The organism is Flagellimonas ochracea, from assembly GCF_009903685.1.
GTDB classification, from domain to species: Bacteria; Bacteroidota; Bacteroidia; order Flavobacteriales; family Flavobacteriaceae; genus Flagellimonas; species Flagellimonas ochracea.
This window is the reverse complement of sequence record NZ_JAAABI010000001.1, coordinates 95439-114065: the sequence shown is the minus strand read 5'-3', so window position 1 is coordinate 114065 and position 18627 is coordinate 95439. Positions and strand designations below refer to the sequence as shown.

The following is an 18627-nucleotide window of genomic DNA, read 5'->3' as shown; positions in this document are numbered from 1 at the left end:
GTGCCATTTGAATAATCGCATTGGATAAGATTGTTTTCGGCAAAGCTCAGGTTTGTTTTTGGGAAGATTTAAAAGTGAAGGACTACGCTACTCTTTCAGTACAACATCGCCGTATCTGGAAGTTATATTAATGGATTGACTATTTTTTTTGCTTTTGTAATAGCCTCTATATACCCTATTATTGTGGTTTTTAGAGGAATTCAAGGTCAATGTTGTCGGGTATTTGAATTCGGATAAGGTTTCATTTACATAGATGGAAAAGGGAACGGATGGCAACTTGAGGTCAACTTCCCCGTGCTCCACTGAAATATCAATGCTTGAAAACCTATCGTCGACGGAATTAATACGCAATGATCCCAGGTTGTTGGAAACTAAGACATTGTCCAAGATCCTATCTATGGTTACATTGGAAGAGATGGCGTTCAATTTCAATTCCTTTACCTCTTTTAGGTTTACCTCATCGGAATAATCTGTTTTAAGTTGTCCATAGTTCCATTTTTGAACCAATACCGGAGAATAGGAGGCCCGAATATTGGTGCCACTACCATCAATGGTAGTGGCAAGCAAGCTTGCATAGGACAAGCTTGCATTGATGTTCCTAGTGTTGTCGGCCAGCTTTACCTCACCATGTCTAACGTCCATTTTAAGTTTAACGGACTTTGGCATGTTAATCTTGATGTGGATTTTAACCTTATATTTTTTGCTCTCCCCATCGGAAGAAAAATAGAAAACATTTGAATTACCATCGGAATGAATCCTGACACTTCGCTCTATTCTTGCCTGATGCCTTAACCCATCCCTCTGTTTTCTTAGCTCATCGCGCTGCTTTCGTGCTTCATCCCTTACCTTTCTGGCTTCTTCTCTAATTCTTTCCCTTTCCTCTCTAAGTTGCTTTATTTCTTCCTCCCGTTCTTTGCTCATTTTTTCCACTTCCTTACTCCACTCTTTTATATGCTCTTGATACTCCTCATCAAAGTTTTCATCAAAATCTTCTTTCCATTCCTTAAGGTACTTGTCCCCATCTTTTTTATAGGCATTATAATCAAATTCCAAAAAGGGAATGGGTGGCATAGGCGGCATTTCGGGGATTACCATTACCTCAGGCAACTCAATACCTTCCAAAAGGTGTTCTACCGAAGGAATATCGGGAATAACTATATCTAAATCCCCAATGTTAAACCCATAAGGCGCGTGCATTGTCATTCCTCCCCCTACGGTCCGTACTTCAATTTCCTTACTGTTTCCGACAATTTTTATCGGATCCTTCTCAAAAAACACTACTGCCTCTTCGTCTGTAGCATTCTCAAGTTCCACCACTGCGGTAACTTCCACTTGGTTTCTATCCCAAGTTTCAAATTCGATATCCGCATGGCTGGTGTTAATATTTAAAATGGCGTCATTACCTACATTAAAGGTTTCTTTGTAGGTCTTGCTCGTTTCCTGTGCATGGCACCAAAAACCCGCCAACACAAAAAGGGAAACATTAAACAATATGCGATGATTTCTGTTCATTTTTTGATGATTTTAATTGGTTCAACTTTGATTTTAACTTTTGCAACAATTGTAGTCTCAATTGAAGATTCTTCACTAGGGCATTAATGGTATGATCGTTGGGGCCCAATTGATTAAGTTCTTGATTTAGGCGGCGGTACTCAGCATCCAACTCGGCCAACCTTTCCATAAAACTGTCCATAACCTCCTTATTGCCAGGATCAACTTCCAAATCTGAAAGTTGAAGGTTGATGTTGGACAAATAGTAGTTTTCAATCTTCTTTAAATCGGGGGAAAGATCACCCAAGGAAATCGATCCTTCCATTTTCTGAGATGTATTTGTATCCACAATTTGGGTGTCCGTTTCCTTTTTCTTGTTGAACCCATCATTAAAAAAATAGATTCCTAGACTTACAAATAGAATGACCGAAGCCGCCACTTGAAGCCAAAAGGGGAAACCGCTTTTCTTTTTTGTGGTGTTGATGGTCATCTCGGCTTCCAATTTGGATAAAAACCGTTCCTCGTGTCCTTTCTTCAAGATTGGATTTTCCTTTTCCCGCTGTTTAGCAAACATCTTTTTAAGATCATGTGCCATATGCTCTCTTTTTTAAATTTTCTTTTAACTGTGCCTTGCCCCGAAGCAATCTAGTCCTGGATGCAGTCCCTGAAATTTTCAAAATTTGGGAGATTTCTTGATGATCATAGCCTTCAACCAAGAACAACTGTACCACATATCTATATTTTTCAGGAAGTTCTTCAATAGCAGAATTCACTTGCTCAATCGAATGGCTTTCTTCAACGGTCCAGTCCTCATCATCCTCAGCCAAGTGTAGGTATTGTTCATTGAGTTCCACCGTTTTCTGATGCTTTGATTTCAAAAAATCAATGCTCCTGTTCACTACAATTCTTTTAAGCCAAGCTCCAAAAGTCACCTCTCCCCTAAACTGCTCTATCCTTTGAAATGCTTTTATAAAAGACTCTTGTACTACATCTTCAGCATCATCTGGATTCTTCAAAAAACGCATTGCAACCCCATACATGCCATTACAGTATTGTCTGTACAGTTGTAATTGGGCCTTACGATCATTGGCCTTGCATCTTTCTACCAGTTCAATTTGAAACACTTTCAGTTTTGTGGTTTGGTATCGTAGTTGTTCGTTTTAAGGACGGAGGAAAAAAAGTAATGTTGCAAAATAGTGTCAATTTTGATTTCTTTTAACAAAAAAATCCCGTTGAACAATCAACGGGATTTTTTAATATGGTGACAGAAAGCCTATTCATCCACCAGTAAATTCAAGTGTACCGTTATATTGTCCCGCGTAGCTTTGCTGTACGGACATATTTCATGTGCTGAGTTGATCAAGCTCTCTCCAGTCTCTTTGTCCACTGTGGGCAAATAGGCATCTATGGTAGCTTCCAAAAAAGCTCCGTCCTCCTCAGTATTAAATGCTATCGTAGCTGTTACGCTAAAGTCGCCTAAATCGGATACCTTATGATTTTTGGCCACAACTTCCAGTGCACCTGCAAAACAAGTGGAATAGGCAGCGGCAAAAAGCTCCTCCGGATTGGTGGTCTTCGGGTCAGTTTTCCCTTTTGAGTTTGGCATACTAATGTCAAAATCCAAAAGACCATCCTCGCTTTTCACGTGTCCCGACCTGCCCCCTGTGTTGGTAGCTTTGCTTTCAAAAATAGTTTTCATAAATCAATATTTTGTTTTACTTCGAAAAGTTACTATTTGTAAAGCTATAGCCCTAATAAAATTCCATTAAATTTTTGTGAATGCCCCCTACTAATTGACACCTCTGCTATTCCCGATTAAATCATTATAACAAGAGATATACCTTAACCCATGAAAACTTTTTACTTTAGTGGGGAATTACACTCGAAAATCCTTGGAAAACAATAAAAACCAAAGGTCCAAAACCGTTTCTCGAATCAAACAACTACGCAAGCAGGAAGTTGGCGTGGAAATCTTGGTAGATGGTATTTTTAAGGGAGACCAAGCTTTGTTGGCCAAGGCCATAACACTGCTGGAAAGCAGCAATCCATCCCATTTTGAAAAAGCCAACACCCTAATTGAAAGATGTCTTGCCAAACCCAACGACAGTATACGAATTGGTATTACCGGGGTTCCAGGGGTGGGAAAAAGCTCTTTTATCGAAGTGTTTGGAAAAATGCTTACCTCAATGGGTAAAAAAGTAGCCGTATTGGCCGTAGACCCTACAAGTTCGTTGAGCAAGGGTAGCATTTTAGGGGATAAAACCCGAATGCAGACACTTTCCAAAGACCCCAAAGCCTTTATCCGTCCCTCGCCTTCTGGGTCTTCATTGGGCGGGGTGGCCAAAAAAACCCGTGAGAGCATCATCATCTGTGAAGCCGCAGGGTATGATGTAATCCTGGTAGAAACCGTTGGTGTGGGGCAAAGCGAGATTGCCGTGCATAGTATGGTAGACTTTTTCCTGTTGCTTAAGCTTTCAGGGGCCGGAGATGAATTGCAGGGAATAAAAAGGGGCATTATGGAGATGGCCGACGCCATTGCCATCAATAAAGCAGATGGAAGTAATCTGGAAAAAGCCAAGCTTGCGGTTACCGAGTTTTCAAGGGCTTTGCATCTATATCCGCCTAAGGAAAATGGATGGATTCCCAAAGTCATGGCCTGTTCGGCCACTGAAGGTACGGGAATCAAAGAATTGTGGGATATCATCCAAGCGTTTACAGAACAGAATAGGGCGAACAGCCATTTTATCCGGAACCGAAAAAAACAGAACATCAATTGGTTCCTTCAAACCGTTGACGAACATATAAAGCATTTTTTTCATCAGAAATCCTCTTTTAAAAAGGCCCAGGCGAAAATGTTGAAACAAGTGGAAGAGAGCAAAATATCCCCCTTTTATGCTGCTCAGGTTTTGATAAATGAGATTACCAAAGAACTTTAAATAAAAGCGATAACTTTGCACGGATCATATACCAACAAATGAGCGCCATAACCGAATCTCTCCTGTCCATAGTGGTCCCACTTTATAATGAGCAGGACAATGTGGTTCTTTTGACCCAAAAAATACACGAAAGTCTTAAAGGTTATAACTACCAGATAGTTTATATCGATGATTTTTCCTCAGACCAAACCCGAAAAGTGGTCAAAGACATGGATGATCCAGAAGTGCATCTGATCGAGCTCAAAAAGAATTATGGGCAAAGCTTGGCCTTGGCTGCTGGAATTGACTACGCACAAGGGGAATATCTCATCACTATGGATGGAGACCTTCAGAACGACCCATCTGATATTCCCACCATGTTGGAGCACGCCTTAAGCGGGGAATATGATGTGGTAACCGGAATTCGCCAAAAGAGAAAGGATTCTTTGGTCAAAAAAATACCTTCCAAAATCGCCAACTTTTTGGTAAGAAGAGTTACTAAACTCGACATTAAGGACAATGGTTGTGCTTTAAAAGTGTTTACCAAGGATATTGCCAAAGGATTGAATCTGTATGGGGAAATGCATCGATTTATTACGCTTTTGGCCCATTTGGAAGGGGCCCAGATAAAGCAAGTGCCGGTAAAGCACCACGCCCGTCATGCCGGGGTATCAAAATATGGACTGGAACGGGTCTTTAAGGTGGTGGCCGATATGATGTTACTCCTATTTATTAGAAAATATTTTCAACGTCCCATTCACCTCTTTGGAATTTTTGGCGTGCTGTTGATTATTCTCGGGGTGTTCATTAATATCTATTTGTTGATCGTAAAACTAGGCTTCGGGGAAGATATTGGAAGCAGGCCCTTACTTATTTTTGGGATGATGTTCATTTTGGGGGGCATTCAATTGTTCACCATTGGCATTGTGATGGAATTGCTGATAAGAACGTATTATGAATCACAGCAGAAAAGACCCTACCGTATCAAAAACATTTCCATAGGTGACGGAAAAACAGCGTAAAAGGCTATTGACCACACTGAAAATTGTTGTCAGTGCTGTGTTAATCTACTTCATATTTACTAAAATAGATTTGGATGAGGTATTGAAGACCTTGAAAAAGAGCCGTCCTGAATATCTATTTATGGCTTTGTTATTTTTTATCCTATCCAAAGTATTGTCAGCCTTTCGTCTTAATCTGTATTTTCACAAGATTGGAGCCCACCTGACACAAAAAAGTAATTTGGCCTTATACCTGTTGGGTATGTTCTACAACCTCTTTTTACCAGGTGGCATAGGTGGTGATGCCTACAAAGGCTACGCAATTCAGAAAAAGTATCAATCGGGCACTAAAAAGGTCGTTGCGGTTTTACTGTTGGACCGCTTGAGCGGTATGTTGCTCATCTTTATCTATGCCTGTATCTTGGCCCTGCTGTCAAAACAGGTTGTTTTTGCAAACTTTGAATGGCTTTTTGCCTTGATGATTCCATTAAGCGTACTGGTCTTTTGGTTGTTCAAGAAAAAACTCTTTTCGTACACGCTTCCCATTTTTTGGAAATCCCTCACGTACTCCGCTTTGGTACAATTTGCGCAACTTGTGAGTGTTTGGTGCATTTTACGATCCCTTTCGCTTCACTCTGACATTCTTGAATACCTCTTTGTATTCCTGATTTCATCCATAGTTTCTGTTATTCCATTGACCATTGGTGGTATTGGAAGTAGAGAGGTGACCTTCTTATACGGGGCCAAATGGTTGGGGCTAAATGCCAGTACTTCGGTGGGCATTAGCTTCACGTTTTTTTTGATTACAGCTTTGGTATCCCTTTCCGGTATAGTCTACCATTTTAAAAAACCCGATTTAGAGACGGTTTCTTAGTGTTTTAGATGCACTAAATGCATCCGTTCCAATTTTTTCTGTCTTGTATGCGGATTTAAAAACTTAAACTGAAGCCTGGTAATCCGGAATTGGTCAACGGTTATTTGCTCATGCCAATGAAATCCTTCACTGCTCAGTTTATCCAATTCCTTGTCTGTGGCATACAGCCAAATATCCTGCATCTCCATCAACTTATCCGTGGATACTATATTGACAGGATTCTGATTGTAGAAGTCCAAGGCCCATGTGTGACGTTCCGAAATTTTATAAATGCTATCCACTGGAATTTTGTGCTCGGCTACCTTTTCGGCCATAGAAGATCCTGCTTGATAGTTCAACAGACGAGGATAAAAATGCGTGTTTAAAACCCCATTCAACAACAAGGAACTACATACGGAAAGGGTAATGATCCGCATATATTGTGCTTCCCGTTTCAAACAGAAATATATGATTCCCGCAAGTACCCCAACCAATATGAGGTACCCATGAAAATGTTCAAATTTAAAAACATAAAAACATATCAAAAGAGAAAAAATGAACACAATCCCCAATATAAAATATTGGATGCCCAACAAAATGTTTGCTACCTTATGCTTGTCATATCGGTATAAACTGTAGAGATATGAGGCAGAAAGTATAGCATACAAGGGCATTAGAATGTTCATGTAATGCGGAAGTTTGAACTGTGCAAAACTTATGATGAAAAACAGGACTGTGATTGCACCCAAAGTCAGAAATTCGTACTGTGGAAGATAGGCAAAACGCATCTTCAAAAATGTTTTAACTCGACACCAATAAGCAATTAGGGCCAACACGGTCCAAGGCAAGAAAATCCACAAAAATGTATGAAAAAAGAAGAAGAAATCACTGCTGTTTTTTCCAACACCTTCCCCACTCAACCGCTCAAAACTTTGTTCCCAAAAAATAAAGAAAATACCACTTCGGTGGTCCTTTCCGCGAATGACTTTTTCAGGGTGTAGATCAAATTGATTGTAATAAGCATAGAGCATTGGAGCAATGGCAATTGCAAAGACCAATAAGGCCACCACGACTTTCCAATTTAACAAGCATTTCCATTTTCGGGTGTAAGCCAAATGACAAAATAATGATATGCCTATGACCACCAAGGCAATTTGTCCTTTGGTGGAAAAGGCCAATCCTGCCCCTAAAGCACCTAATGCTATATTTTTGATTGAATTTGTTTCAACAAAGGCTGCCAATTGCCAAATGGAAAAGATGGTAAAGCCTGTCAATACGGCATCAGTCCTAACATCGATTACTGCGAGTACAATGGTCTGTGCCGTCATAAAAATCAATGCAGAAAATCGACCAATATCCTTGTTGTACAGCAAATTTCCCAGACCATAACAACTATAAGCCCCCAGTAAAGTCACTAGAATAGCCGGAATTCGATATGCCCATTCATTAATTCCAAATAGTTTGAAAGAAAGGGCCGCCAACCAATAATGCATGTGAGGTTTGTCCAAATACTCCTCTGTGCCCTTTATCAGCGTCAGAAAGTCATTTTCCTGGACCATGCGCATTGCCATTACCGCAAACTGCGCGGAATCGTTTTCAAAAAGGGTCACGAACATTCCGGCGATATAGACCAGAACAACAAGGGCAATTAAAAACCAGTACCTGGTTGAAGAAATCATTTCCCCAATTTTTGGAATGCAAATATAGCCAACTTGGCAAACAACCAACCAAATAGCATTCCAATGCAAGCTCCGGTGAGCACATCCAAGGGATAATGTACCCCGATGTAAATGCGGCTATAGGCGACCAAGCATGCCCATAGAATAAGGACAATTCCTATATACCTTACGCTATTTCGAAACAAAATCACAAAAAAAGCAGCAGGACCGAAGGAATTGGCGGCATGTGCAGAAAAGTAGCCGAACTTGCCACCACAATAACTTTTCACCAAACGCATGGTCTCACTGACTTCTTGATCATAACACGGCCTTAATCGACCAATGCCATATTTAAAAAAGTTTGAAAGTTGGTCCGTGCAGGTAATCAACAAGGCGATGGCCACCAATATGATACCGGTCTTTTTCCATCCAAAGGTCTTATAGGTCAAATAAAGCAACAACAGGTAAAGGGGAGCCGAGTTTCGGGTTTTGGTGATAAACATCCAAAAGCCATCCCAAGTTGAAGTTCCCAAACCATTTAGGAACAAAAATAAATCTTTGTCAAACTGTACTAATTCCTCAAGCATCACGAGTCATATCTTGAAACCTCCCGATCATAAAAGGCGGTAGCTGCTTCAATCAAGTTTTCAGCCTCCGAGGCCAATTCTTTTTCATCTTCTTTGGAAAACTCTTCCAGCCATTCCACTTCATCATTTTCTAAGTTGATAATGAATCGGGGATACTGGGTATGAACTATAAAAATAGCATCGGGATAATCCGTGTTATCGCCCAAAAGAAATTTCGGTAATTCCATGTGCTCTTGATTTAATGGCTTGGTACGTCCGATTTAGTTTTTATCAGTTTTTTGGTCAAATAGTTGAATCGAATATACAACATTACCGCCGATGCGGTAAGCCCCAACAAGAGGCCCAACCAAATACCTGTGCTCTTCAGTTCGGAAAACAGGCCAAAGTAATATGAGACTGGAAAACCTATCAACCAATAGGCCACAAAAGTGATCAAGGTGGGTATTTTTACATCTTGTAGTCCCCGCAGTGCTCCCAAAACGACTACTTGGAGTCCATCTGAAATCTGGAAGAAGGCAGCTACCAGCAGTAGTTTGGCGGCTATTATAATTACCTCGGTATTATCCATTTGATTGGCAATGTCATCTACATCCAAATATATCGTAGGCAACCAATGTCTACCCAAAAGAAAGAGTGATGCAAAGATCACTTCCAGTAGCAAGGTCAGAAAAAAGATGGATTCTGCAATTCGCCTTAGTTCTCTGAAATTTTGTAATCCCTTTTGATTACCAACCCTTACCATCGCCGCTACGCTGAGCCCCATACCCACCATAAAGGTCATACTGCTCAAGTTCAAGGCAATTTGGTTTGCTGCCTGTGCATTTTTGCCTAAAACTCCGCTCAACCAAATGGCGGTAGTAAAAATGGCGACTTCAAAAAACATTTGCATGGCTGAGGGAAAGCCCAGGCTGATAATTTTTTTCATCACCTTTTTTTCGATGTTTTTAAAATTGAAATTGGTGACGAATGGCTTAAATTTATCCTTTCGCTTAAGAAGATACCAGATATACCCAACCATAATAAAACGAGATGCCAAAGTTCCCACAGCGGCACCAACAATTCCCAATTTTGGAAAGCCAAACGAGCCGAAAATGAGCAAATAGTTGATGCTAATGTTGATCACATTGGCCAAAATGGTGGCAAACATAGGGTATTTGGTCTGGGAAAGTCCTTCGGAAAACTGTTTAAAAGCTTGAAAAACAATAAGGGGAACCAAAGAAAAAGCCACCAAATCCAAATAAGGAATGGCCAATTCCACTACTTCGGGAGGCTGATTCATGGAATGTAAGAGCGGTTTACAAAGCAATATTACGCCGAACAAAGAAAATCCCAAAAGCGTGCAGAGTACAAGACCATGTTTTAAGGCGCTTTTCCCATCTTTATGATTACCGGCGCCATCCGCTTCGGCAACAAGTGGTGTTATGGCTGTGGAAAAACCAATACCCAACGACATGGCTATAAACACAAAACTGTTGCCCAAGGATACCGCTGCGAGCTCTGCCGTGCCAAGTTGCCCTACCATAATGTTATCCGCAAAAGCCACGAAAGTATGGCCCAACATTCCCAAAATCACGGGATAGGACAACCTTAGATTATAGGCAAACTCTTTGGTGTATTGTTTTAGCAAAATGGATACTTAAAAGCGGACAAAGATAACTGAATAGGCACATCTAAAGATGCTTCTCCGGGTTGTTTTTGACTAAAAATGAACAATGATTTAAGCTCTTTTTGCCTCTTCCCAGAAGACATCCATTTCGGCCAAGGTCATTTCCTTCAAGGGCATTCCCTTTTCCTTCGCCTTTCTTTCCAAATACTGAAATCTATTCATGAATTTTTTATTGGTACGCTCTAATGCATTCTCAGGGTTTATACCTAAAAAACGGGCATAGTTGACCATGGAAAAAAGAACATCTCCAAACTCGGATTCCATTTGTTCAATGTTGTTCAATTCTACCTCCACCTGCAGTTCTCCCAGCTCCTCTTTCAATTTCTCGAAGACCTGTTCGGGTTGTTCCCAATCAAACCCTACCCCAGCTACTTTTTCCTGAATCCTGTTGGCCTTGACCAAGGCAGGCAGACTATTGGGCACGCCTTGTAGCACACTTTTCTTACCTTCTTTGAGTTTGATATTCTCCCAATTCTGTTTTACCTCCTCTTCATTTTCAACTTTCACATCGCCATAAATGTGAGGGTGGCGGTTGATTAATTTATCGCAGATGTCATGGGCCACATCAGCTATATCAAAATCCTTGGTTTCTGAGCTAATTTTAGCATAAAAAACTATATGAAGCAACAAGTCGCCCAACTCCTTTTTTACCTCCTCCAGATTATTGTCCAAAATGGCATCGCCCAATTCGTACGTTTCCTCAATGGTCAAGTGCCGTAACGATTGTAGGGTCTGTTTCCTGTCCCATGGACATTTTTCCCGGAGTTCGTCCATGATATCCAAAAGTCGTGCAAAGGCCTCGAGTTGTTGTACTCTACTGTTCATCCTTCAAATTTTTATTAAAAGTACAAATCCCCTGTTTAGCAAACTTCTATTTCTTTCATAAGACTTCTTATTTTTAAACAACCGAAGGATAAAAAAACAGTTGTATTTTTGAATAAATACCAGATAGCATGAGATCAATTGCACTGTTCGCCCTTCTGCTCAGCATATTAAAACTTTCTGCCCAAGAAATTGTAAAACTGCCTGTGGACGAGAACCCATCCGTGGAATGGACCACTGCGATAAATCAATATTATTCTCCCATTTGGCAAACAGAGGTGGTGACCAATGTTTCTGAACCTTCGCTACAGGTTTTCCGTCCAAATGAAGAAATAAACACGGGAACATCGGTAATCATAGCGCCTGGAGGTGGCTTGTACGCGCTCAGCATCAACAATGAGGGTTCCGAGGTAGCAAAATGGCTCAACCAAAAGGGCATTACCGCCTTTATTTTGCAATACAGATTGGTTCCCACAGGACAGGATGGTGTGGCAGAGATTACGGATTTATCCATCAACAATCCCGACAAAATTGGTGAAGAGGTAGCCAAGGTACTCCCCTATTCTATTGAAGATGGGCTTAATGCTATTGAGCATGTTAGAGCAAATGCGGTAACATATGGTGTGGATCCCAGCAAAATTGGTTTTATGGGATTTTCAGCAGGAGGAGCGGTCACTGTAGGGGTAGGCTATAATTATTCCCAGGAGAACAGACCGAATTTTTTGGTGCCGGTGTATTATTGGTCTGATGTGATTCCACTCCAAGAACCCAAAGCCGATGCGCCACCCATGTTGCTCATTTGCGCCTCGGATGATCCATTAGGATTGGCAAAAGGAAGTGTTGATCTATATTCCTTATGGTTAGAAGCGGAAAAAACTGTGGCCTTGCATATGTACAGCATGGGAGGACATGGTTTTGGAATGAAAAAGCAAGGATTGCCATCAGATTCTTGGATTGAGCGTTTTTATGAATGGAGCCTTGGCCAAAACCTAATTAGCAATTACTGATTTATTTTTCCAAAGACCTTCTAAAGCATGTTCTATTTATTTCCCGTTCCAATATCATGAAAAGACTTCTTGTCCTCTTAATTGTGTTACCTGTTTTAAGCCAGGCCCAGGACCCAGAACGATTTGCCGAGGAGATTGTTGAGATTCAACACAAGAATGATTCCATCTGGGACTCCTCAAGACCTGTTGTTGTATTCACTGGTAGTTCCAGCGTGCGGTTGTGGGAAGATTTGCAAATGCGATTTCCGGAACATCAGATTTTAAATACTGGATTTGGGGGTTCTCAATTTTCTGATTTGGAACATTATCTAAACCCTCTGGTGTTGAAATATGGTCCTGCGCGGATTTTTATTTATGAGGGCGACAATGATATCAGCGACAAGAAAAGACCTGGACGTATTCTGAAAACCACGAAAAGAATCATACAAAAACTTCAAATGCAATTGTCGAATCCTGAGATTGTGCTTATTTCACCCAAACCCAGTATTGCCCGATGGCGACTTAGAGGAAAATATCGTCGGCTCAATCGCAGACTGGCTAAATTTGCTGCAAATACCCAAGGAGTGCGTTTTGCCGATGTCTGGCATCCTATGTTGCACAATAGAAAGCTGAAACCTAATCTGTTTATTGACGACGGTTTGCACATGAACACAATGGGCTATGATATATGGTATGATGTTTTAAAAGAATTTGTTGATGATGCCAAATAAAACCCATTATGTTTAAAAAGGTAATTGTTGTATTCTTGGCTATGCTCATTTTTGCCGCTTGCCAACCTGAAAAAAAAGAAATCTTGTACCCCCGAACAGACCTATCAAATGCTCCTTTGATTCCAAAACCAGTTAAAACAGTAGCTACACATAGTGCTTTCGGGTTGGATCAGAATACCGTTATTAAAACCACAAGTGATAAGGGCTTTGAAAAGGTAGGTCATTTTTTGTCTGAAAAAATCAAATGGCAAACGGGATTGCAAATTCCGGTGAACGATCCCACAAAAGATGAACCGTATCAACGTTTCATTTACATCAGCCATGCAGATACAATTGAACTAAAAAAACCTGAGTCTTATCAATTGTACATAAAACAAGATTCAATTTTCATCAATTCCAGCACAGCAGCAGGCGCTTTTCGGGGCGTACAGACCCTTAGGCAACTCATCCCAGAAAAAAGCAACGATACGCTCACGGACCACCCGTTGTGGTTAGTTCCCACCGGAAAAATAATAGATGGCCCCAGATTTGAGTTTCGCGGTACTATGCTGGATGTCGCACGTCACTTTTTTACGGTAGAAGAAGTAAAGAAGTATATCGACCTTTTGGCCTATTACAAATACAACATGTTGCATTTGCACCTCTCGGATGATCAAGGTTGGAGAATCGAGATTAAATCATGGCCCAAGCTTACGGAAGTTGGGGGCTCTACAGAAGTTGGTGGTGGTGACGGAGGGTTTTATACCCAAGAGGATTTTAAGGAATTGGTCGATTATGCCGCTGAAAGACACATCACCATTATCCCAGAAATAGATATGCCTGGACACACCAATGCAGCATCTCTAAGCTATCCTTTTTTAAATGGCAATGGAAAAACCTTAAAACCCTACACAGGAACCCGAGTTGGCTTTAGCACTTTCGCAACAAATAAAGACACGGTTTATGCCTTTTTGAATGATGTGGTTCGCGAAATCGCTTCCATTTCACCTGGCCCTTACTTCCATATTGGTGGTGATGAAAGCCATGTTACACCAAAAAAAGGATATATCCACTTTGTGGAACTGATGGAAAAAATTGTGCGAAAACACGGCAAAACCATGATTGGTTGGAATGAGATAGCACAAGCGGATATCAGTTCTTCAAGTGTGGTTCAACTGTGGAAAGAAAAAAAACATGCCCTAAAGGCTGCTCAAAATGGTTCCAAAATCATTCTGTCCTCTGCTGAAAAGGCCTATTTGGATATGAAATACGATTCCCTGTCCACCTATGGGCTGGATTGGGCAGGTCACATTCCCGTGGACTCGGCCTATGCTTGGAATCCTGAAACCTATATTGAAGGTTTACCTAAGGAAAGTATTTTGGGCATTGAAGCACCATTATGGTCCGAAACCATTTCCAATAGCCCTGAACTAGAGTATTTGGCCTTTCCCAGAGCGATAGGATATAGTGAGCTGGCTTGGTCCATCCAAGAACATTGTGATTGGAACGACTATAGAAAAAGATTGGCACGCCATACCCCTTATCTGGAGCGAATGCAGGTCAATTATTATCCAACAAAGCTGGTGGATTGGAAGAAATAGGATACCTTATTCCTCATCGGCGGCGGCTGTTTGGACAGTTTCTTCCGTTTCGCTTTCCGAAAAATCAGTGATCTTGTTTTCTACGAGAATGTTGTACCACTGTACTATTTTTTTGATATCACTAGCATACACTCTATCCTCATCGTAGTTCGGCAAAATCTCAAAGAAGTATTCCTCCAAGTCCAATTTTTGTGCTTTATGGCTGATCTTGGTTTTTTTGCCCCCTTCTTTTTCCATTATTTTTTGGAAAACTTCTCTTAAGGGAACCTCTTCTTCCAACGTATATATGGCAATTTCGGATAAGACGCTCACGTTGTTTCTAAGGCCAACGGTAATTCGTTTTCCATCGAGTAAAGATTCTCCAACAAATCCGCTTCTCGTTTGGGTCAACAGTTTATAAAGTCCAGGCTTTCCGCCTATGGATAAAATTTTATCTAATGCCATTTATTTTATTTTCTGGGCGTAAAATTATGGTTTTGTTGCAAATGCTATTTTTTTTAACGTCTTTTTTTGATTTTGGGAAACCGCATCTTATAATCCACATTGATTTTTCCTTTTGAAATCTTATCTAATCTGCTTTTTAGTAAACGCTTTTTGAGTGAAGACAGTTTGTCCGTAAAAAGAATTCCTTGAATATGGTCATACTCATGTTGTATTACACGGGCCAACAATCCATCATAGGTCTCCGTATGGGCATTGAAATTTTCATCTTGGTAGGAAATTGTTATTTCAGGCTTGCGTTTTACATCTTCACGTATTTCGGGAATGCTCAAACAACCTTCATTGAAATTCCAATCCGTTCCATTTTCTTCGCCAATTTCAGCATTGATGAAAACTTTTTTGAAATCCTTTAACCGTTCTTGTTCCTCTGGACTCAGTTCTTCATCGTCTGCAAACGGCGAGGTGTCCACAAGAAAAAGCCGTATGGGCAAACCGATTTGCGGTGCTGCGAGGCCTACACCATGGGCATTGTACATGGTCTCCCACATATTGGAAATCAACTCTTCCAATTTTGGGTATTCGTTGGTAATCTCCTTGGCCTCCCTTCGCAAAACAGGGTCTCCGTATGCAACTATAGGTAAAATCATAAATTAAATTCTGTTAAGGTAAGCCTGCAAAATTATCGTGGCGCTTATTTCATCGAGCTTTGCCTTGTCTTGACGTTTTTTCTTCTTCATTCCACCTTCAATCATGGACCGTAATGCCATCTTGGAGGTGAACCGTTCATCCTGTCGTTCAATGGGTATTTGCGGAAATTGATTTGACAGTTTTTCCAAGAAGGGTTGAATCAACTCTTCCGATTCCGACGCCGAACCATCCATCTGTTTTGGAAGGCCCACCACAAATGTTTCCACGGCTTCTTTGTTGGTGTAGTCCAAGAGGAACTGTATCAAATCCTTGGTTGGAACCGTCGTAAGTCCGGAGGCAATCATTTGAAGTTCATCGGTAACTGCTATTCCTGTCCTTACTTTTCCAAAATCCAAAGCTAAAATTCTCGCCAACCCAATTTTTTTTGCAAAAATAGCTTAAAAATGTTACGTCTTTAAAATAAGGCACATTATTCTGACGAGGAAGTTATCTTTGCGCAAACTTTAATTCACATGACAAAATTACGAGCCTTGGTGGAAAGAGCATGGGAGCAACGAGAGCTCTTACAAGAGGACGAGACACAGAAGGCCATACGCGAAGTGATAGACTTGATTGATATAGGCAAGTTGCGTTGTGCTGCTCCCACGCCGGAAGGTTGGACAATCAATGAATGGGTAAAAAAAGCAGTAGTGCTCTATTTCCCAATTCAAAAGATGGAAGTTTTGGAAGCCGGCATTTTTGAATATCATGACAAAATTCCATTAAAAAGAGGATACAAAGAAAAAGGTATACGGGTGGTACCGCATGCAGTGGCCAGACATGGGGCCTACATTTCGAAAGGAACGATTCTAATGCCCAGTTATGTGAACATTGGGGCCTATGTCGATGAGGGCACTATGGTGGACACTTGGGCCACAGTAGGAAGTTGCGCCCAAATAGGAAAAAACGTCCATTTAAGTGGTGGTGTCGGCATCGGTGGTGTCCTGGAACCCTTGCAGGCAGCTCCTGTAATCATTGAAGACAATGCCTTTATTGGTTCAAGATGTATCGTTGTAGAGGGGGTGCATGTGGAGAAAGAAGCGGTTTTGGGAGCCAATGTTGTCCTAACCGCATCTACAAAGATTATCGACGTTACCTGTGAAGAGCCAACTATAGTTAAAGGCCGAGTACCGGAAAGGTCGGTGGTGATTCCTGGAAGTTATACCAAAAAGTTTCCGGCTGGAGATTTCCAAGTTCCTTGTGCGTTGATAATTGGTAAGCGCAAAGAAAGTACCGACAAAAAAACTTCTTTGAACAACGCATTGCGAGAGCATGATGTTGCCGTATAACGCTGGGGCTCATGAGACTGACAATAAACTCCATTTAAAAAAGTGAAAAAAATGTTAAAATACAAAGCAACCCTTTTTCATTATTTAATCCTACTGGGTAGATGACAACCTCAACATTACTTATACAAAAGTAGGGTATATTCAATTTCAGTTGTTGTAAGAAAAACTGACTGCGCAACAATTTTTACCCCATTTTTTTGTTATAATTTTGTCAAACCAATTTTGAAGACCAATGAATATGGCTGAATTGAGTGCCCCAAAGCAAAAATTATCAGCATTGATCATAACCTACAATGAAATGGGTTATATTGAAAAATGTATTGAATCCGTCTCATTTGCTGATGAAATTCTAGTTGTTGATTCTTACAGTACGGACGGTACTTTCGAATATTTGCAGAATCATCCCAAGGTTAGGGTACTTCAAAATCCATTTGAAAACTTTACAGCGCAGAAATCTTTCACCTTAAAACAGGCTTCCAACGATTGGATCCTTTTTGTTGATGCCGATGAAATTGTTACTGACGAACTTCAGGCAGAAATAATTAGTACCATTAATGACCAAAAAGCATGTGAGGCTTATTGGTTCTACAGGAAGTTCATGTTCAAAAATGAACCATTGCATTTTAGTGGCTGGCAAACCGATAAGAACCACAGACTCTTCAGAAAAAGCAAGGCCAAATTTACCGATAAAAAGATAGTCCATGAAACGCTGGAGGTTGACGGAAACTCTTGTATCCTCAAGGAAAAACTGGTGCATTATTGCTACAAAAATTACGAGGACTACAAAGGAAAAATGTTAAAGTATGGTCAATTGAAGGCCAAAGAAGCTTTTTATAAAGAAAAGCAGTTCAATTATTTTCTTATGGTCTTTAAACCACTTTGGAAATTCTTCAACCATTATGTGCTCCGACTTGGATTTTTAGACGGAAAAAAGGGTATGATTGTATCGTATTTAAATGCTCTAGGAGTTCTGGAAAGGTACCGTGAACTTAAACGATTGGAGAAGAAAAATGAGCTTGCCTACTATTTGGTGATGCCATGATGGGTCCAAACCACTTTTTGGGACTTAGTTTCTTTTCTTATAGCCAGATTCTTAGCTATTGATTCTGGAGTTTTATAGCCGCGCTTATGATCTAAATGCACACAAACAGCGCTATATCGTAGCTGTTTAGACTTAATCCCAAAATTGAACAAACGTTCGCCTAGCTCCCTATCCTGACCTCCATATTGCATACGCTCATCGAAACCGTTAACATTAAGAATATCTTTCTTCCAGCCCGATGAATTATGACCGTTCCAACTTGCATTGGTGGGCGTAAGGGTGTTCAAAAACTTTGAGATAGCCCCCCTTGCGGTAAGCTTGTTGTTTTTAAACGTCTTTGGAATACCTTTTTCTTTTAGCCAATGAATATTAAAGCAGTTTTGCTGCTCAATATCCTCAAACGTAATCATTTTGGAAATATTCATGGGGAGCATGTAGTACCCTCCCGAAATGAAGTATCCTTTTTCCTTGTTGATATAATGCACCTCAACAAAATCCTCCCTGGGAATACAATCCCCATCGGTCATGATAATGTAGTCTGCATTGCACGCCTCCACCGCTTTGTTGAGTATTCTGGATTTTTGAAAACCATCGTCTTCCTGCCAAACGTGAATGATATTGTAAAAGACCCGTTTGGAAAGTTCATCCAAAAGCTCCTTTGTCTTTGGTCCCGAACCATCATCAGCTACTACCACCTCAAAATCTTTGAATATCTGGCAATTAAAGCCCCATAGCACCTTTTTTAACCACTCCTCGGCATTGTAGGTGCTTACGATTACGGAAATTTTTGGTGCTTCCTGTTCTTTCTGGTTCATCTTAGCAAAAATAGAAATATTAAATGTTATCGCATATCCTTAATTTTGCAAGACTAAAATCCT

The 18627-nt window shown here is 40.7% G+C and carries 21 protein-coding genes; 8 read left to right on the top strand and 13 right to left on the bottom strand.

The genetic code is table 11. The features are described 5' to 3' along the window. Positions 1-87 precede the first annotated feature (87 nt). The 4 genes from GTQ34_RS00580 to GTQ34_RS00565 all read right to left on the bottom strand — a co-directional run bounded on the left by GTQ34_RS00580 (position 88) and on the right by GTQ34_RS00565 (position 3190). On the bottom strand, positions 88-1512 hold the full coding sequence (locus GTQ34_RS00580) for a DUF4097 family beta strand repeat-containing protein (protein ID WP_166521820.1): 1425 nt from the start codon (positions 1510-1512) through the stop codon (positions 88-90). Next, positions 1484-2086 (bottom strand): hypothetical protein, encoded by a 603-nt coding sequence (locus GTQ34_RS00575; RefSeq protein ID WP_166521819.1) that lies wholly within the window; start codon positions 2084-2086, stop codon positions 1484-1486. The genes GTQ34_RS00580 and GTQ34_RS00575 overlap by 29 nt, the downstream gene beginning before the upstream one ends. Next, positions 2076-2615: an RNA polymerase sigma factor gene (locus GTQ34_RS00570; protein WP_166521818.1), complete on the bottom strand. Its 540-nt coding sequence runs from the start codon at positions 2613-2615 to the stop codon at positions 2076-2078. The genes GTQ34_RS00575 and GTQ34_RS00570 overlap by 11 nt, the downstream gene beginning before the upstream one ends. A 149-nt stretch (positions 2616-2764) precedes the next feature. Continuing rightward, the gene (locus GTQ34_RS00565) at positions 2765-3190 is read right to left on the bottom strand and encodes an organic hydroperoxide resistance protein (RefSeq protein WP_166521817.1); all 426 of its coding nucleotides are present in this window, start codon (positions 3188-3190) and stop codon (positions 2765-2767) included. 169 nt (positions 3191-3359) lie between these two features. Here GTQ34_RS00565 and meaB point away from each other — a divergent pair, with 169 nt between their 5' ends. The 3 genes from meaB to GTQ34_RS00550 are packed head-to-tail and all read left to right on the top strand — an operon-like array spanning position 3360 to position 6281. Next, positions 3360-4427 (top strand): methylmalonyl Co-A mutase-associated GTPase MeaB, encoded by a 1068-nt coding sequence (gene meaB / locus GTQ34_RS00560; RefSeq protein ID WP_313790395.1) that lies wholly within the window; start codon positions 3360-3362, stop codon positions 4425-4427. Positions 4428-4465: 38 nt separating this feature from the next. Then, complete coding sequence (locus GTQ34_RS00555) at positions 4466-5428, top strand: glycosyltransferase family 2 protein (protein ID WP_166521816.1); 963 nt, start codon at positions 4466-4468, stop codon at positions 5426-5428. After that, entirely contained in the window at positions 5409-6281 is an 873-nt protein-coding gene (locus GTQ34_RS00550; RefSeq protein ID WP_166521815.1) for a lysylphosphatidylglycerol synthase transmembrane domain-containing protein, read from the top strand. The genes GTQ34_RS00555 and GTQ34_RS00550 overlap by 20 nt, the downstream gene beginning before the upstream one ends. Here GTQ34_RS00550 and GTQ34_RS00545 read toward each other — a convergent pair. The 5 genes from GTQ34_RS00545 to mazG all read right to left on the bottom strand — a co-directional run bounded on the left by GTQ34_RS00545 (position 6278) and on the right by mazG (position 10996). Further along, positions 6278-7939 (bottom strand): ArnT family glycosyltransferase, encoded by a 1662-nt coding sequence (locus tag GTQ34_RS00545; RefSeq protein WP_166521814.1) that lies wholly within the window; start codon positions 7937-7939, stop codon positions 6278-6280. The two genes, GTQ34_RS00550 and GTQ34_RS00545, sit on opposite strands and share 4 nt — an antisense overlap. Further along, on the bottom strand, positions 7936-8505 hold the full coding sequence (locus GTQ34_RS00540; protein WP_166521813.1) for a phosphatase PAP2 family protein: 570 nt from the start codon (positions 8503-8505) through the stop codon (positions 7936-7938). Before GTQ34_RS00540 ends, GTQ34_RS00545 begins: the two co-directional genes overlap by 4 nt. Next, on the bottom strand, positions 8505-8732 hold the full coding sequence (locus GTQ34_RS00535; RefSeq protein WP_166521812.1) for a hypothetical protein: 228 nt from the start codon (positions 8730-8732) through the stop codon (positions 8505-8507). The genes GTQ34_RS00540 and GTQ34_RS00535 overlap by 1 nt, the downstream gene beginning before the upstream one ends. 11 nt (positions 8733-8743) lie before the next feature. Next, positions 8744-10132 carry an MATE family efflux transporter gene (locus tag GTQ34_RS00530; RefSeq protein ID WP_166521811.1) on the bottom strand — a complete coding sequence of 463 codons (1389 nt, stop codon included), beginning with the start codon at positions 10130-10132 and terminating at the stop codon, positions 8744-8746. A 90-nt stretch (positions 10133-10222) separates the two neighbouring features. After that, positions 10223-10996, bottom strand: coding sequence for a nucleoside triphosphate pyrophosphohydrolase (gene mazG, locus GTQ34_RS00525; RefSeq protein WP_166521810.1), 774 nt, complete (start codon positions 10994-10996; stop codon positions 10223-10225). A 128-nt stretch (positions 10997-11124) separates the two neighbouring features. Between mazG and GTQ34_RS00520 the strand changes: the two genes are divergently transcribed. The 3 genes from GTQ34_RS00520 to GTQ34_RS00510 are packed head-to-tail and all read left to right on the top strand — an operon-like array spanning position 11125 to position 14290. After that, a complete protein-coding gene (locus GTQ34_RS00520) occupies positions 11125-12000 on the top strand; it encodes an alpha/beta hydrolase (RefSeq protein WP_166521809.1) in 876 nt (291 codons plus the stop codon). Positions 12001-12056: 56 nt separating this feature from the next. Beyond that, positions 12057-12710: a GDSL-type esterase/lipase family protein gene (locus tag GTQ34_RS00515; protein ID WP_166521808.1), complete on the top strand. Its 654-nt coding sequence runs from the start codon at positions 12057-12059 to the stop codon at positions 12708-12710. A gap of 8 nt (positions 12711-12718) precedes the next feature. After that, positions 12719-14290 (top strand): family 20 glycosylhydrolase, encoded by a 1572-nt coding sequence (locus GTQ34_RS00510; RefSeq protein ID WP_166521807.1) that lies wholly within the window; start codon positions 12719-12721, stop codon positions 14288-14290. Positions 14291-14296: 6 nt separating this feature from the next. On the opposite strand, the gene GTQ34_RS00505 is transcribed toward GTQ34_RS00510, so the two are convergent. Genes GTQ34_RS00505 through ruvX form a run of 3 tightly spaced genes read right to left on the bottom strand, consistent with a single transcriptional unit; the run spans position 14297 to position 15792 of the window. Further along, positions 14297-14734: a DUF5606 family protein gene (locus GTQ34_RS00505; protein WP_166521806.1), complete on the bottom strand. Its 438-nt coding sequence runs from the start codon at positions 14732-14734 to the stop codon at positions 14297-14299. 53 nt (positions 14735-14787) lie between these two features. Continuing rightward, positions 14788-15378, bottom strand: coding sequence for a peptide deformylase (gene def, locus GTQ34_RS00500; protein ID WP_166521805.1), 591 nt, complete (start codon positions 15376-15378; stop codon positions 14788-14790). Positions 15379-15381: 3 nt separating this feature from the next. Then, positions 15382-15792, bottom strand: a complete 411-nt coding sequence (gene ruvX, locus GTQ34_RS00495; protein ID WP_166521804.1) for a Holliday junction resolvase RuvX — start codon at positions 15790-15792, stop codon at positions 15382-15384. A gap of 99 nt (positions 15793-15891) precedes the next feature. On the opposite strand from ruvX, the gene GTQ34_RS00490 reads away from it, so the two are divergent. Both GTQ34_RS00490 and GTQ34_RS00485 read left to right on the top strand, forming a co-directional pair. After that, positions 15892-16707, top strand: coding sequence for a 2,3,4,5-tetrahydropyridine-2,6-dicarboxylate N-succinyltransferase (locus GTQ34_RS00490; RefSeq protein ID WP_166521803.1), 816 nt, complete (start codon positions 15892-15894; stop codon positions 16705-16707). Positions 16708-16945: 238 nt separating this feature from the next. Then, positions 16946-17749, top strand: a complete 804-nt coding sequence (locus GTQ34_RS00485; RefSeq protein WP_166521802.1) for a glycosyltransferase family 2 protein — start codon at positions 16946-16948, stop codon at positions 17747-17749. Here the strand turns inward: GTQ34_RS00485 and GTQ34_RS00480 are convergent. Further along, entirely contained in the window at positions 17731-18564 is an 834-nt protein-coding gene (locus tag GTQ34_RS00480) for a glycosyltransferase family 2 protein (RefSeq protein WP_166521801.1), read from the bottom strand. The two genes, GTQ34_RS00485 and GTQ34_RS00480, sit on opposite strands and share 19 nt — an antisense overlap. Positions 18565-18627 lie beyond the last annotated feature (63 nt).